This is a genomic window from Alloscardovia criceti DSM 17774 (assembly GCF_000376885.1).
Classification (GTDB): domain Bacteria; phylum Actinomycetota; class Actinomycetes; order Actinomycetales; family Bifidobacteriaceae; genus Alloscardovia; species Alloscardovia criceti.
On the sequence record NZ_AQXR01000010.1, the window covers coordinates 256,198 to 272,536 of the forward strand.

The following is a 16,339-nucleotide window of genomic DNA, read 5'->3' on the forward strand; positions in this document are numbered from 1 at the left end:
TCCCCGATTTATCCTCTGCACATTGTCAAATGTGCCATCGGTGAAGGTAGTGCGTATTTTCGTCGACTTTACGTTTAATGCGGACTGCTTACAGTCTTTGCCATTCTTGGCATTACGCATTAGGCACCCCCCCCCCCCGCGATTTTTTCTCTTGCGTGAACCCATCCGAGTTCACATAACCCTCGAAAATTAAAATTTAGTTTTTGATGGGTGATGCAAGTTAATCGTCAAAACTTGCATCTGATTATTGTGTTAACAACATCTCGTCGTTAATGCTTCTAAAAACCCTCGTTCATATATTTATACTTCATAAACTTTTTTTAATAAAGTCAACACTCCACAATGTGATACAACTCACATCATATTAACTTATTGAAGATTTTATGAAATACTTAGAAATTTCTCCACTCGCACCTCGCTTAGTTTTTTGTACTACTATTCAAAAAACACCACAGCAGCGGATGAGATTTCTGAAAGCCTCTAACGACAGCTTCGAAAGTTCGCTAAAAGATATCCCGCCATTCGACCCTCTTTCGATACCGGAAAATATACGGTTCTCATTATAGTGTAAGCGCCGAAATATAAAAGCCTTCAAAATCTGGTTCTCTTGGATTAACCAAAGGGCACACTGAATGTTTCGCAACAATACCTCCAGTTTTCGCGCTTTTCACAAAAATACTTCCCGAGATTGCACATTATCAACTTCAATTAATTGGAAGATTTTTCAAGAGAGCAGGTGAACCAGTTTTATGCCCACGGCTGATCAACAGCAGAGCTCTTCTTTTCACGCCACTTCGACACACCAGATTCATGCCAGACTCGGCTATTTATAGCCCCTCAATGCATAAAAAATCCCACTAAATCACATACGACCAGTGGGATTTTGATGGTAGGACTGCAGGGACTTGAACCCTGGACCCAACGATTATGAGTCGTTTGCTCTAACCGACTGAGCTACAGTCCCATCCTCGTGTACTTGAGCCACGGGCAGAGGGACAAAGCCATGCACGTGAAGTCACGAACTTCAGTGTAGCAAAAAATAAAGAAAATGGGGACCTCCGTGTTTACCCACACAAAGATCCCCAGCACTCACGCAAGGATGCGTACCATGTTATTTTCTAGCTTACTTAGCCTTTTCCAGTTCGTAGTAGGAAGGCAAGCCCATGTAGTTAAACTTTACCGTTGTCATATCCTTACCTGCACCGGCGCTCACATTGTCATACCACAATGGAATTACAGGCAGATCCTTGAGCAAGAGCTCTTCGGACTCCTGGTACGTCTTGATAGCATCGTCCAGATTGGTCTGAGCTGCGGCTGTATCCATGTACTGATCGAATTCAGCGGACTTGTAGTCGCCATTGTTCAGGCCCTTGCCATCTGCAGAAGCAGAGTCATACGCCTGGAAGAGGTAGCCCTCAGGGTGTGGATAGTCGGACTGCAGACCGGAGCGGAATGCTCCGTTGATCTGGCGCTGGTTCACGGCGGTGGCGAAGTCCTTATTTGTAGCATAAGCCTCGCCCTGTGCCTGGATGCCCAATGCGTTAGAAATAGAGTTTGCTACAGCATCCACCCATGCCTTGTAGGAACCATCCGCATTATAGGCGATGGAGAAGGTGCCTTCCCATGGGGAAATGGCATCTGCCTGATCCCAGAGTTCCTTCGCCTTTGCAGCATCATACTTGAGGACTTCATTGCCGGTCAAAGACGTCGAGTAGCCCTTGATGACCGGAGCCAAGAAGTCTGTAGCTGGTGTGGCTGCGCCGCTCAAAATCTTGTCGATGACGCCTTCGCGGTCGATGGCATAAGAAATTGCCTGACGACGCAATGCACCTTCCTCACCCTGGAAGTGCGCAAGGCTTTGTGGAATGGTGATGGACTTAAATGCAGAGGAGCCATCGGAGAATGCCTGAATGCTAGAGTCCGACTGGTAATCCGCGAGCGCGGAAGTAGGGATGGCGTCGAGCACATCCAAGTTTCCACCCTGCAAATCCGAGTAAGCGGTATCCAAGGAATCATAAACGACGTAGTCGATGCCACCATTCTTCGGGGTACGCACACCGTTATATGCGGTGTTCTTCTTGAGCTTGATGTCCTTGTTTGGGTTCCATGCATCCAATACGTATGGCCCGTTGGATACGTTTGGATTCTTTCCAAACGCGTGGATATCATCGTATGCTACGGAAGGAATTGGCAAGAATGCCACATCGCCGACCTTGTATTCAAAGGAAGAATCTGGAGCATTCAAGGTAACTTCCAGTGTGTGGTCATCTACCACGTTCAAGCCGGACAGCTGAGCGTTTGCGTCCACACCTTCGACCTGCAGGTCGTCGTAGCCCTTAATATTTGCAAAAATAGACGCACCCACTAAAGCATTAGTGACATTTGCCGCGTAGGACCATGCACGCGCATAAGTATTTGCGGTAATGGCTTCACCGTTGGAGAAGGTCAGGCCATCCTTGAGCTTAATGGTGTATACGGATGCGTCCTCGTTTGGTGTGATGGATTCAGCTTCGTCCATCACCAAATCACCCTTATTGGTGAAGGTCACCAAACCGTCAAAAAGCTGGGTTGCAATCTTCCAGCTGGCCGTATCTGAAACGTTTCCTGGCAAAAGTTCGCCAGTTGGTTCCACACTATTGACGGTGATAATGGCGGATGAATCTACTTGCGCATCACTTGAAGTCGAAGATGAAGTGTTGCATGCTGCGAGCGCGAGAGCTACCAGACCAGCGATGCCTGCGATTGCGATTTTTTTGAAACGCGTGAATTTTCCTGTAGAAGCGGGAGCTTTTTCAAACATGTTTCTCTCCTCTAAACATAATTAACCGTTGTCTAGTTTAAAGGAGGGATGCTTGCTTCAGCTAGAGAAAAGGGCTAAAATTGCCATCGGCATAATTTATAAGCTGTTATCAATTTCACGTGAAATTGTGCTCACTACTTCTCCAGTTCTTCCCCTGCGAAGACCGCTTTATTTCTTCTGTACGACAGTACCCTCCCCGCAGTTGCACTGTCTGGTTTTTATGAGAAAATTAAAGGGATTATGTGCAATTTTCAATGTGTGGTTTCATTTCGATTTTCTACACATCTGCACTTCCGCGAATTATTGAATGAATAGGACACAATGGCTGAGTTTATTTATCAGATGATTAACGCGCGCAAGGCTTTTGGCGATCGCGTTATTCTGGATAACGTTACCTTGAACTTTTTGCCTGGCGCAAAGATAGGCGTGGTTGGCCCTAACGGTATGGGTAAGTCTACCCTGCTGAAAATTATGGCTGGCACGGAGACTGTTTCCAATGGTGAGGCAAGTGTTACTCCCGGCTATAGCGTAGGTATTTTGCAGCAGGAACCTCCTTTGGATGAGGATAAGACTGTAATCGAAAACGTGCGCTTGGCATATGGTGATTTGTACGCCAAGATCAAGCGTTTTAACGATATTGGTTTGGAAATGGCAGAGCCGGATGCAGATTTCGATGCGTTGATGGCGGAGATGGGCGCGCTTCAGGAAGAAATCGACGCCAAGAATGCATGGGATTTGGATAATCAGATTGAACAGGCAATGGATGCATTGCAGTGCCCTGATCCGGATTCGCCGGTGACCGTACTTTCCGGTGGCGAGCGTCGTCGTGTAGCCTTGTGCAAGCTTTTGCTGGAAGCTCCAGACTTGCTCCTGCTCGATGAGCCTACTAACCATTTGGATGCTGAGTCGATTTTGTGGCTGGAGCAATTCCTGCACAACTACCCTGGTGCTGTTTTGGCCGTCACCCACGACCGCTACTTCTTGGACAATGTAGCGGAGTGGATTTGCGAAGTGGATCGCGGTCAGCTCTTCCCTTATAAGGGTAACTACACCACCTATTTGGAAACCAAGGCAAAGCGTTTGGAAGTGCAGGGTCAAAAGGACGCTAAGCTGGCCAAGCGTTTGAAGAGCGAGCTCGAATGGGTACGCACTTCTCCTAAGGGTCGTCAGGCTAAGAATAAGGCTCGTCTGGAGCGTTACGACCAGATGGAGCAGGAAGCACGCAATTCCAAGAAGCTGGACTTCTCCGAAATTCAGATCCCACCAGGGCCACGTTTGGGCTCTACCGTTTTGGAAGCCAAGCATATCCATAAGGCATTTGGTGACCGTGTGCTCATCGATGATTTGAGCTTCACACTGCCACGCAACGGCATCGTGGGTATCATCGGCCCTAACGGTGTGGGTAAGACGACCCTCTTCAAGACGATTGTGGGCTTAGAAGAGCTGACCAGTGGCGAGCTCAATGTGGGTGAAACCGTCAAGATTTCTTATGTGGACCAGAACCGTGAAGGTTTGGATCCAAATAAAAACTTGTGGGAAGCCGTCTCCGATGGTTTGGACTACATCGAAGTGGGTGGCGTCGAAGTGCCGACCCGCGCCTATGTGGCCAGCTTCGGATTTAAAGGCTCTGACCAGCAGAAGTTGACCGGCGTGCTCTCCGGTGGTGAGCGCAATCGTTTGAATCTGGCATTGACATTGAAGCAGGGTGGAAATCTGCTCCTGCTCGATGAGCCTACGAACGATTTGGATGTAGAAACACTGGAAAGCCTTGAAAATGCTTTGGAAGCATTCCCGGGCTGCGCAGTAGTTATTTCCCACGACCGCTGGTTCCTCGACCGCATCGCTACCCATATCCTTGCATGGGAAGGCGATGACGAAAATCCTGCACGCTGGTTCTGGTTTGAAGGAAACTTCCAAGCCTATCAGGAAAATAAAGTGGCTCGATTGGGCGAAGAAGCATCTAAGCCTCATCGTATTCACAGAAAACTCACACGCGTGTAGCACACTTTAAAAAAATAGTGTATGATGTGAATTAAGCTAAATAGCTTAGGGAAAATTCAAGCGGCTCCTGATTCCTCTGAGAATCAGGAGCTTTCGCTTATTCTGCGGCGTTTCCGCTCTTGAATTTCGCTTTGAACGCACCCTTTTACCGAGTGGATCAGCCGTCTCCACATTCGCGTTACAAAACTCTCAGACTTTGCACAGCTTTCTTCGGGTGTGTTGCTCAGGAACGAGCGGTTATATATAAACATGCAAGGAAGAGCTACTCTTCACCAAGATCAGCAGCACCTCCCGAAGATAATTGAATATAGAAAATTTAATACCTTCTTCTCTCTCTTTCTCTTCTCTTACAATGGGGCGAAACACCACACGGTGCTTCGCCCCATTGTTTTATGAGTTATGAGTTGCAAGTGAAGCTCTCTGACAGATACATCACCTCCCCTCTCTGGTCTAAGGTATTTTATGACCGTTTCGCAGCTCTAGCGGCCTTTCGCTCCAACCTTCTCGCCTTCTTGCGTGCTTTGCGCGCATGGACGCGGTCAATAGTGCGAGGAATATGACGCCACACACTGAAGAAGATCAGCACAGCAGCCAGCAGATACAGAACTGTACGTACAGCCAGAGCGATGGTCAGCAAACCATTCGTGGTCTTAAAGACAGAGCCTGGCATGGCTCCATTCATCGCTCGAGAATTCGCCACGGTGTACAGATAACGATGAGCGGCAGCGCGCGCATATGGGTAGACGGCAGGATCAGACACATCCAGGCTTTCACCCGTTGGGTCCTTCGCATTGAGCAGTTTGATGTCGCCGCCAGCTTCAATCATTTGCGTACTGCTCATAAAGACACCCGTATTGGCATTATCCGTGATGATAGCGCCGTCAAAGCCCCATTCCGTGCGCACAATCTTCGTGAGCAAATTGTAGCTTCCACCTGTCCAGGTAGCACCCACACGGTTGAAGGAGGTCATAATGCCGCGGGTTGCACGCATGGTGCTTTCTGCCTGCTCATAAGTACCATCCGCATTTTGCTTCACATAAGACACCGTATTTGTCAGCTTGAGATTATCCTCAAATGGCTTCATATAAATCTCACGTGCGGACTGTTCATTCAGCCAAGTAGCGATAGACATTTGACCTGGACGGTCGCCGCGGTGATTTTCCTGATCGTTGAAGGCAAAGTGCTTTACGTAGGTGTAAATGCCCTTATCCGTCAGAGCCTGAATTTCTGGCTGAGACATGAGCGAGGTCAGTATAGGATCTTCGGAGTAGTACTCGCCATTGCGGCCCGAGAATGGCGTGCGATGGATATTCATGGAAGGCGCGTACATGCCCGCAACTTGGCCGAGCAGTGCCTCATCCGCACGTAGCTCACCGAATTCCTTAGCCAAATCTGTGTTGTAGCTTTGAGAGAGCATCATAATCTGTGGATACGCGTATCGCACAGCACCATACACCCACATATTTGCTGCATCAGCCTCATAGTTAAATGGAGAATTAATGGACTTAATGGCAGACACACCGTATCCCGAGTTGCCAATGAGCTCCTTGTACTCCTCCTCAGTAAGCTGATCCAGAAGGCTATCCCACGCCTCATCATCGAAGGACAATCCACGCAATTCAATCAGCGTTTTGCCATTCTTCTGACCAAAAACAGGCGTTGCTGTCAGATTTTCGGTATTACCCGAGGCATGCGCCTTCAGCTTGTCCAGCAAGGCATCCGAAGCCTGCTTGGTGTAAGTGTAGGATTTTCCATCTGCTGAGTTAATCTCGTTACCCCAGGTGGAAATCTGAGAGGAGGCTTCACCATCATGCTGAGGGAAGGTGCCCACCCAGTCATTGCGCGTTAAGTAGGTGCCATCGCCCAAAGCATCATCCAGCTGATTGGTAATTTTTTCACCCGTTACACTATCCACCGCGTAGGTTTGCGTGTCCACATCTGTATTTGCAGGAGTATACACAGCTACAGCTTGTGCGTTGCCCTCAGCCGTCATGCCATCTGCGGTGCTTTTACCCGCATAGGCCAAGAAATTATTGACTGCATCATGCGCATTGCGGCCATCCGTGAAGAGATAATCCCCCGCATCGAGGATATACGTGCGCGCATTGCGTGCATCATAAGCCTTCATCACGTCTTTTGTGATAGACACAGTGACAGTTTGCGTTTGTCCTGGCTGAAGCTCCTCGGTTTTTGCAAAACCGACCAATTCAGCAGCTGATTTTTCTACGCCATGGGTCTTGTCGTAATCCGTATATGGCGACTGCATGTAGATTTCAACCGTATCTTTGCCCGCTACAGATCCGGTGTTTGTCACGTCTACGGTGGCTGTAAAGGTGTTAGCATCGGAAGAATTCAGCGCAAAATTGCGGTGATCAAATGTGCTGTAGTTCAGACCATAACCAAAGGGATACACGACCTGCTCAGCGTAATCAAAATCGCCTGCATTACCCTGATTCATAACCTTGTCAAAATAGCGCGTTTCGTAGTAACGATAGCCTACATAAATGCCTTCTTTGTAGTCGACGTAGTTGTAATTTGTCAGATTTCCTTGACTATCGGTGTATTCATAGTCACCGAAGTTCTGAGCAGCAGCCGATTGCAACGCATCCGCTTCGAAGGTATCCACCGTCTTACCCGATGGATTCATCTCACCGGTAAACACCTGCCCGAGAGAATCATTAAAGCTTTCTGCAAGCACAACCGACTTAATATGTGGATAATCCTTGAGCCAGTCCAGCTGCAGCGCCGCATTCGACTTGACGAGCAAGGTAATAGAGTCGAAGTTGTCGTTCAAATACTTCAACACTTCCATTTCTGTGGAATCCGGCTCTAGATAGGACTTGCTTTTATCCTCATCCTTGGTGGCATGATTGTACATAGAGCGTGGCATATCGCGACCTTCGCCCGCCACGCGCGACCACACAAATACGGGCAGGGTGCCCTGTGCGGACTGTAGGAGACCATCCTTGTCTTGGAGCTTGGACAGGGGTACTTCATTGATTGAAAAGTCTTCCCCATCGCCGAAGTTCAGAGATCCCGCAGCCAGACCATAGTCCTTAACCTCATCGGAATTATAGAAATCCCAGAGCGTACTGTTGACGCTTAAACCTGCTTTGGTAAAAATATCGCTTAACGACGGACCTGAACCACCCGCCAGACTAGCAAGCGCGCTTCCTGCAGCTTGCTTTGTGCTGGAATTAACCGAGAAGAAACTCACCTTTGTGCCTTGCGCCAGCGGCAAGTTCGCATCCTCATTTTTCAGCAATACTGTGCCTTCCCCAGCAATGCGGTTGGCTAAATCCTCTTCTGCCGCTTTAATCGTTTCCGTGGTGTACTGGGTCTTGTAATAATTCAGATCTAAACCATCGGTTTGAGCTTTCGAATTATCAACAGAATTGCTGTACAAGCCAACTAGGCTTCCAATCATTTTATTGCTCTGCACACCGGCAATGGCCGTAGCACCCATGATAAATGCACCTGCAACGACCACGGATACAACAGTTTTTATAACTCTGCCTACTCGTCCACGACGGCGTGGAATTTCGTTACTCATCTCTCCTCCTTGATTATGAGCTTGTATAATCAAGGATGCGTAAAAAGCTTCGTTTTTTCAGTGTGTTTACGCCATCTGTAGTCGTGGATTTCGTGAACTGCACCTTATGTAGTCATTTATTTAATTACTGTGAGCCGGGAGAATAATCGTTAAATCGAAGGTGTTATTGTCCGTACTAAACGACATCTGCCCGCCGTATTTGCGTACGACAAACTGTACGGATCGCATGCCAAAGCCATGATTTGTAGCGTCATCCTTTTTTGATTGAATCACGCCGTTTTTCTCCACAATATCACCGCTGAATTGGTTTGTTTCACGTAAAACAATCATGGTGCCTTCGTGAGAAATATTCAGCATAATCGATTTACTGAGTTCATCAGAATCTATGGATTCTACTGCTTCTATAGCATTGTCCATGATATTTCCCACCAGCGAGTAAATATCCGCTTCTTCCATAAAGCTTAAGGCCGCACCATTGACTAGACACTGCAGCGTAATGCCTCGGTGCGCGCAATACAAACTTTTATCATTCAAAATGGTGTCCACCGCAGAGGACCCTGTGTGAAATAACGCATCGTAGGATTTCAGGGTTTCCTGCAAAGCTCGGACCGTTTGAGGGGAATTGCTAAATTGGCTGGAACCCTCATGCGCCAAACTTTTCTTGAGATCATGCATTTTCATATTGATAATGTCACGATATTCTTGGCTTATTTCATAATGCTTCTGCTGACGGCGGTTAATATCGTTGAGTACTTCCACCTCGCGGATGAGATGATTGCGCGAGGACACCACGAGCAAAACTATGAGAATCATCAGCGAGCAAATAGCATCGTAGGTGAAAAGCAAAGCGCTGAGAAAACCCAAAGACTGCGAATCCACAATCGAAAAACGTTGATATACGATGATTCCAAAACCAAAACTATTTGCAAATACCACGAAGAAGAACACAACGATACATATGGCAATCCACCGTTTACGATCGTGGATGACGTCTTCGTCGACAACGGTTTTACGTCCAATCACCAACCACACAGAAAGAGCGATAGTTGCATAAATCAGGAAGGTGTAAACCTTATATGTTGGATCGGCAAATCGCGCATCATACTGTGTTTGATACACTATATTCCCAAGAATTTGTACTATATCAGCCGCTATATGCTCCACAGCATATCCCATCGCAACCACCACAGTAACGAGAGTACGTGAGGATTCCGTCACATTGTATAAACAGTAAATCAATATGACCAACTCAATCAAGAGTGGAAAATAGCTCACCGAGGTGGCACCTAAAGGAGTCATTGTGTAAATGACGGGACCGTTCAGCACCGTCGTTGCTGCAAGAAAGAGCGTCAGTGCTATCCATCGAAGCTGATTGCCTTTCCATGCTCGCCATTGTAACGAGCGCGAAAACACGAGCGTACAGCCAAACAGATATACCACAAAGGTGCCCGGGAAGGCTGGGGTCCAGAGGGACCCTGGCCATATCCATGTGTGAAGAAATTCAAGAATCTGCATCGTTATCTTCTTTGATAGTTTTTGCTCGTCGTGTGGTGTCAACGAATAGCTTTGAAGGCAAGCAAAGCGCGCATCACGTCTTGTTTGCGACCTCGGCTAATCGACACCATCTGATCTTCGCTACCTTGGATGGTCAACTCTTTATCACTGAAGCCGGTGACATAATTCAGGTTGACAATGGCGTATCTATTGCACTGGATGAATTGCGCTTGCTGAAGCTTATCCACGAGTTCTTTGAGCGTGCCCCACATGGTTTGCACACTGCCATCGCGCAGATGAATGTACACCATATGGTCGCGCACCTCAATATGTGTAACATCCCGTGAAGAAATAAAACGCGTACCCTCCGCGGACACGACGGTAATAGTGACGTTCACCGCGTTGAGTTTCATTTGCTCCATGGCACGGCGCATGGCGAGCGCGAAACTGGCATAGTCAAACGGTTTGATGAGATACCCCACCGCGCTGACCTCGTAACCTTGCACAGCTAGCTGCGCGACCTTCGTTGTGAAAATCAGCGGAATTGTCTCATGAGATAATGCCTGTGCACGGTATTGGGCTGCCGCTGTCATACCGTTGATGCCTTGGCCATCCTCGCCCGGCATGTCTATATCGAGGAAAACCAAATCAAAATTATGGGAGACGGCGGCGTCTAAAAAGTCTTGAGCATTGCTAAATTCGTCGATGCGAATGGGATCGACCTCTGGATTGTGCTGCACATAGCGCTCAATAGCGGCGCGCGTGATGGCAGCATCTTCAGGTGTATCTTCAACTAAAGCCATAATAATCATGTATTTCCCCCTTCCTCCAACGGACTACCGATGTTCGCTACTCTTTCCTGCAGTAATGGACAGCATCAGTGGAATCACCACACGTATTTCAAAAATCTTATCCTGCGCATTGGCGTTAATTTTTATCGTTCCATTGTGTTCGTGCACCACTGCGGCTATGGAACGCATGCCATAGCCATGGAAGCGTTTATCGCGTTTAGAAGTCACCGGCAGACCGTTATTCGGCGAAATGTTTAGTTCTCCGTTATAGAAATTTGAGGATTCGATAATGGCGTATCCCTGAGAGAGGTGCGCATTAAATTCGATAATTTTGTTTTGTTGTGGCACATCCACCTGCTCCACCGCTTCGATGGCATTATCGATAATATTGGCAAATAATGCCGAAATTTCCGCTGGCTCTAGGAAGGAGAAGGCCTCGCCATCGGCCATTGCATTAAAGGTAATGCCGTGCGCACTGCTGTACAGGCTTTTTTCGGTCAATATCGCATCGATGAGGTCGTTGCCCGTTTCATAAATGGAATCATAAATGCGTATGGCATTTTCCAGCTCGCGCATGGATTCTTCGGGCAAGTCCACGCCTTCTACTCCGTCCAAATCCTGAATCGTGGCACGAATAGAGGCGAGGCTTTTGCGCACATCATGGAATTTTGCATTCACCAGTTCCATATTTTCGCGACTCAGCTCGTAATGCTTCATCTTTTCTTCGTTCAGCTGGGTCAAAATATCCAAATCGCTAATCAGCCTGTCTCGGGTAGACACCAGCAGTAGCACGGAAATACCCAAAATCGTGCAGAGGAAATCGAGAATTCTAAAGGTAAATTCCATGGATGGGACGATGACATAAATGCTTTTATCCAAGAGCAAGACCAGATTAAAAACAATAGAGCTGACTAGCACGAAAAGGCTGAGCGACACCCATCGCATAGAGTGCTGCACAGCTTCGACGCGAATATGAAAGCGCGGCACCAGCCACAGCGCAATCACGATGTAATAAATGCCCACCAAGCCCAGCCGTACACCAGCCATCATCGCCGGGGATGCGAGATTGCTGAACGGTATGAGCATCGCCTTGGTGAGAGCGTAGCTCGAATGCTGTACGCCGTAGCCCATGGCCATAATAATGAGAGCTTCGATACCCGATGTATCAAACAATTGCCAAACGATATACGCCAAGGACACCGCAAAAATGATGTACATAATGCTGGCCAGCGGGAAATATATGCCGCCATAGCGCTCCGGATGCGTATACACTTCTGCTGGCAGTAGCTCAAAGGAAAAATACACCGCCAACACGAGGGCACACAGCACAGCCGCTTTGATTTTGGGCAGCCATCCGATGCGCATATGCCGCCGGCTCGACATGACGAAAACGGCGAGCAGCACTTCAAAAGGATAGGTCAAAAAATCAAAATCCATATCGCAGCCTATGCCCTCGAGTGGAATTCCAGTAAACGTTCCGCAATTTCACGTTTTTTCGAGCGTGACACATGCAAAAGATGCCCCGCCACCTCAATATCACCCGTGGAATTATCGAATTTACTCACATGCGCTAAATTGATCAACGCGTAACGGCTGATGGCCGCAAAACTATGGTCTTTTAACTCCTGAGCCGCCACAGTTAAGCTTTTCCAAGCCGTGTAGACGCGCGCAGGCGTGTGGTAATACAGCATATGCGAGCGCACTTCCACGAAATGAATATCGGCTGTGTCCACAAAAACCGTGCCATCTGTGGTTTCCAGAGCAATTTGGGTACTTGATCGAGACTGCACAATGCGCGTAATCTTGCGCCATACGAGACTGAAGGATTCTGCGGTAATCGGCTTAACGAGATACCCCGCGGCGTCCACCGTATATCCAGCTACGGCATACTGTGCCATACGCGTGGTGAAGATAATGATAATCTCAGAGGAGAATTCCCGAATCTTACGCGCGGTTTCAATGCCATCGAGACCCGGCATTTCAATATCGAGAAAAAGCACATCATAGTTTTGGATGGAAGCTTGTGCCAGATTGGCCGTGCGCGAGCTGTGGGTCGCCGAGGCGGATGCTGTGCTCACCTGAGCTGTACCGAGTATGTACTCCACGAATTGAGTGCCGGAATCAAACATGTCTATTTGGCATTTTCCATCACACGAGAGCACAAGTTCACGAGTCTGCTGTGCCTCGTGAGCAACATCGTCAATGATAGCTACACGCATATTCTCTCCTTCACAGACCCACTTTACACTACACAGACTGTGCCGGGCTAGATATGCGCTCTGCAGGCACAATCGTCCTAAAAAGTACTGCATTTTTGCGAAAAATCTATAAGAATATTGACAATTATGAACTGTGCTTGGTTTTCCTGCTTCTGCGCATTTTCCGGCGTGCAAATCACGAAAGGCTTTGCACACATCACGAAAATCGGCATCTCCACGCACATTTCTTGACTACTGTGGAAATATCTCATCGCAGAGATAAATCTGCGATGATGTGAGATGAATATAGAGAAACGAAGGAGTTCGCTATGTCACGCAAGAACATGACAGGCTCGGATGCGGGACGTGCCGCAACCAAGCCGAAGCGTTTGCCGATCAGTAACTGGATATTTATTCCGTTCTGGAGCATTATTACGGTGATTTTGCTCGTCATCGCATTAGTGCTGACCATCGGCCTGAATTTTGCCAGCGGCGCAGTAGATGTGGCTGTGGGTGGCGGCACCTATAGCGCGAAAAATGGCGCTAATGCCGAAGGTGCGGATTTGAATTTTTATCCGAAAAAGTACAATAACATCGATGAAGCCATGGATGCTTCGGGCAAGGTAACGCAGCGCATTGCCGATGAGGGCATGGTGCTGATGAAGAATGACAACACCCTGCCACTGAATTCATCCAGCAAGGTAACGCTGCTCGGCCGCGGCGCTGCTGACCCACTGTACGGCGGTACCGGTTCTGGACATACCGACACCTCCACGGCTATCAATATCAAGGAAGGCTTGGAAAAGGCTGGATTTAGCGTCAATCAAACCGTGTATGACCAGCTGGACGCTTATGCTAAGGCTCATCCGGCATCCGAAGGCGGACGCATCAATATTAGCTTCGGCTTGAATGGCGGTTCCTCCTACCGCATCGGTGAAATGCCCGTGTCCAAGTACACCGATGCCGAAAAGGCCAGTTTTGCGGATTATAACGATGCAGCCATCGTGGTCATCGGACGTACCGGCGGCGAAGGCGAAGATCTCGTCACCGATATGGAAAAGTGGGATGACAATTACACCCCGGGTCAGCATTCTTTGGAATTGAACAAGGACGAGAAGGATCAAATCGAGCTGGCGAAGCAGAACTTCTCCAAGGTCATCGTCATTATCAATTCTTCCCAGCCTATTGAATTGGGCGAATTGCAGGATGATGCAGCCATCAACGCCATCGTAGATTCCGGTACGCCGGGCGCTACAGGCTTCCTCTCCTTGGGCGAAATTTTGGCCGGTACCTTGAATCCTTCCGGTCATACCGTGGATACATGGGCTCGTGATTTTACGAAGGATCCAACCTTCGTCAATATTGGTTCCCATGAGTATACGAATACGGGTGGCGATACCGGCATACCACAGTCCTACTTCGTCAATTATGAAGAAGGCATTTACTCGGGTTACCGTTACTACGAAACCGCAGCCGTAGAAAACTTCATCAACTACGAGGAAGCCGTGGTATACCCATTCGGTTATGGCTTGAGCTACACCACGTTTGATTGGACCAATCCTCAGTACAGCGTGAACTCAGCCGATGGCACTATTACGGCAACTGTAACCGTAACGAACACCGGCTCTGTCGCTGGTAAGGATGTGGTGGAGCTCTTCTACTCCGCTCCATATACGCGCGGCGGCATCGAAAAATCGGCTGTAGATTTGGGTGAATTTGCTAAGACGAAGCTCCTCAATCCGGGCGAGTCCGAAACTGTATCTGCCACGATTTCCATCGAAGACATGGCTTCGTATGATTACAAAAATGCGAAGGCATATGTGCTGGAGTCTGGCGACTACACGCTGTCTTTGCGCACGGATTCTCATACGGTGAAGTCCGGCGTGGATACCTTCACCTACAACGTGCCTGAAACCATCACTTACAGTGGTGACAATCACCGCAGTAGCGATCAGAAGGCTGTAACAAATCAGTTTGATGAGCTCAATGCCGCCTTTGAGTCCGGGCAGAAGACACTGCTCAGCCGTGCTGACTTCGCGGGTACCTTCCCACAGGCTCCAGATGAGGCGGATTCTACGGCTTCTGCAGAATTGCTCAAGCAGCTGTCTGATTTCTCCACGGATGTGACGGATTCCACGACTGCAAAGCTGGAGGAAGAAAATACGGGCGAGAAGATTAGTCATCCAACCACGGGTGCTAATAATAATCTGCAGCTCTCGGCTCTGCGCGGCTTGGCGTATGATGATCCTCAATGGCAGAAGTATCTCGATCAGTTAACCGTGGATGAAATGGTGGGCATGATCGACGATGGCGCGTACGCAACGGACGCGGTGGAACGCCTTGGCAAGCCCCGAACCGTGGATTTGGATGGTCCTGCAGGCTTCAGCTCCTTCATCAATGACGTGCACGGCTCTGCTTTCCCAACGGAAACCTTGATTGCTTCCACCTGGAATCGTGAGCTCGCCGCTGAAATGGGCGATGCCATCGGCGAAGAGGCTTTGCAGCTGGGCGTCACCGGCTGGTACGGCCCTGCGGTCAACATGCATCGCAGCCCATTTGCAGGTCGAAACTTCGAGTATTACTCCGAAGATCCAACCCTCTCCGGCTTGCTGGCAGCGAGTGTGGCGAGCGCCGCCATGAATCGTGGCGTGGTGGTCTTTATGAAGCACTTTGCTTTGAACGACCAAGAGCAGAATCGTCAGGCCAATGGCTTGGATACCTGGGCAGATGAGCAGACCATCCGCGAAGTGTATTTGAAGCCATTTGAGATTGCTACCAAGAAGTCCCAGGCTACGGTGAAGTATCAGTCTGAGGATGGCAGCATCAAGGAAAGCACCATCGGTTTGAACGGTATCATGAGCTCCTACAACCGCATTGGCGGCACCTGGGCTGGCGGTGACTACGCATTGCAGACCGAAATCCTGCGCAGCGAGTGGGGTTTCCAAGGCGCTGTGATTACGGACTTTGCCACCATGGCTTCTCCTTATATGGTGCCAATGCAGGGCGTGGCTGCAGGTTCGGATATCCAGCTGACGTGGCGTGTCTTTGAGCAATTCGAGGATACAGACAACGACACCGCTGTGTACTTCCTGCGCAAGGCTGCTCACAACGTCATGTTTGCCATGGCAAATTCCAATGCGCTCAACGGCTACGCTTACGGCGCTGGTACCACGTGGCATGCTCCATGGTGGCGTTGGGTTCAGTGGATCGGGACGGCTGTGCTGGCTGTGCTTATCGTGCTGCTTATCGTGTGGATGATTATGCGCGGCCGCAAGGTCAGTAAGATTCGCAGGGCTGCACGCGCTGAACGCATTTCTATGAAGTAGAACGTTCACTCTCTCTCCGAACTGAACAACACAATTGAACAATACGGACGGGCGGGTTGCCGAAAGGTAGCCGGTCCGTCCGTTTTGTGGATTGGTGAAAAGGCGTGAAATTCTGAATGTAATGTGAGCCAGCTTACTGTGGACCTCATTTTTCTCAGGTTATTTTCAGCTTCTTC

Annotated in this window: 8 protein-coding genes and 1 tRNA gene; 2 read left to right on the forward strand and 7 right to left on the reverse strand. The window is 48.8% G+C overall.

The window, feature by feature from the left end:
- Nucleotides 1-887: 887 nt before the first annotated feature.
- Together D570_RS0104480 and D570_RS0104485 are read right to left on the reverse strand one after the other, a co-directional pair.
- A tRNA-Ile gene (locus tag D570_RS0104480) sits at nucleotides 888-964 on the reverse strand.
- Nucleotides 965-1,123: 159 nt separating this feature from the next.
- Entirely contained in the window at nucleotides 1,124-2,800 is a 1,677-nt protein-coding gene (locus D570_RS0104485) for a peptide ABC transporter substrate-binding protein (RefSeq protein WP_018143206.1), read from the reverse strand.
- A 321-nt stretch (nucleotides 2,801-3,121) separates the two neighbouring features.
- Here D570_RS0104485 and ettA point away from each other — a divergent pair, with 321 nt between their 5' ends.
- Nucleotides 3,122-4,801 (forward strand): energy-dependent translational throttle protein EttA, encoded by a 1,680-nt coding sequence (gene ettA / locus D570_RS0104490; protein WP_018143207.1) that lies wholly within the window; start codon nucleotides 3,122-3,124, stop codon nucleotides 4,799-4,801.
- 460 nt (nucleotides 4,802-5,261) lie between these two features.
- On the opposite strand, the gene D570_RS0104495 is transcribed toward ettA, so the two are convergent.
- The 5 genes from D570_RS0104495 to D570_RS08490 all read right to left on the reverse strand — a co-directional run bounded on the left by D570_RS0104495 (nucleotide 5,262) and on the right by D570_RS08490 (nucleotide 12,858).
- On the reverse strand, nucleotides 5,262-8,354 hold the full coding sequence (locus D570_RS0104495) for a glycoside hydrolase family 3 N-terminal domain-containing protein (protein ID WP_018143208.1): 3,093 nt from the start codon (nucleotides 8,352-8,354) through the stop codon (nucleotides 5,262-5,264).
- A 120-nt stretch (nucleotides 8,355-8,474) separates the two neighbouring features.
- Nucleotides 8,475-9,473 carry an ATP-binding protein gene (locus D570_RS0104500; RefSeq protein WP_169331222.1) on the reverse strand — a complete coding sequence of 333 codons (999 nt, stop codon included), beginning with the start codon at nucleotides 9,471-9,473 and terminating at the stop codon, nucleotides 8,475-8,477.
- A 434-nt stretch (nucleotides 9,474-9,907) separates the two neighbouring features.
- A complete protein-coding gene (locus tag D570_RS0104505) occupies nucleotides 9,908-10,651 on the reverse strand; it encodes a LytR/AlgR family response regulator transcription factor (protein WP_169331223.1) in 744 nt (247 codons plus the stop codon).
- A 33-nt stretch (nucleotides 10,652-10,684) separates the two neighbouring features.
- A complete protein-coding gene (locus D570_RS0104510) occupies nucleotides 10,685-12,076 on the reverse strand; it encodes an ATP-binding protein (RefSeq protein WP_018143211.1) in 1,392 nt (463 codons plus the stop codon).
- Nucleotides 12,077-12,084: 8 nt separating this feature from the next.
- On the reverse strand, nucleotides 12,085-12,858 hold the full coding sequence (locus D570_RS08490; protein ID WP_018143212.1) for a LytR/AlgR family response regulator transcription factor: 774 nt from the start codon (nucleotides 12,856-12,858) through the stop codon (nucleotides 12,085-12,087).
- Between the two features lie 308 nt (nucleotides 12,859-13,166).
- On the opposite strand from D570_RS08490, the gene D570_RS08495 reads away from it, so the two are divergent.
- Nucleotides 13,167-16,163 (forward strand): glycoside hydrolase family 3 C-terminal domain-containing protein, encoded by a 2,997-nt coding sequence (locus D570_RS08495; protein WP_018143214.1) that lies wholly within the window; start codon nucleotides 13,167-13,169, stop codon nucleotides 16,161-16,163.
- The last annotated feature ends 176 nt before the right edge of the window (nucleotides 16,164-16,339 follow it).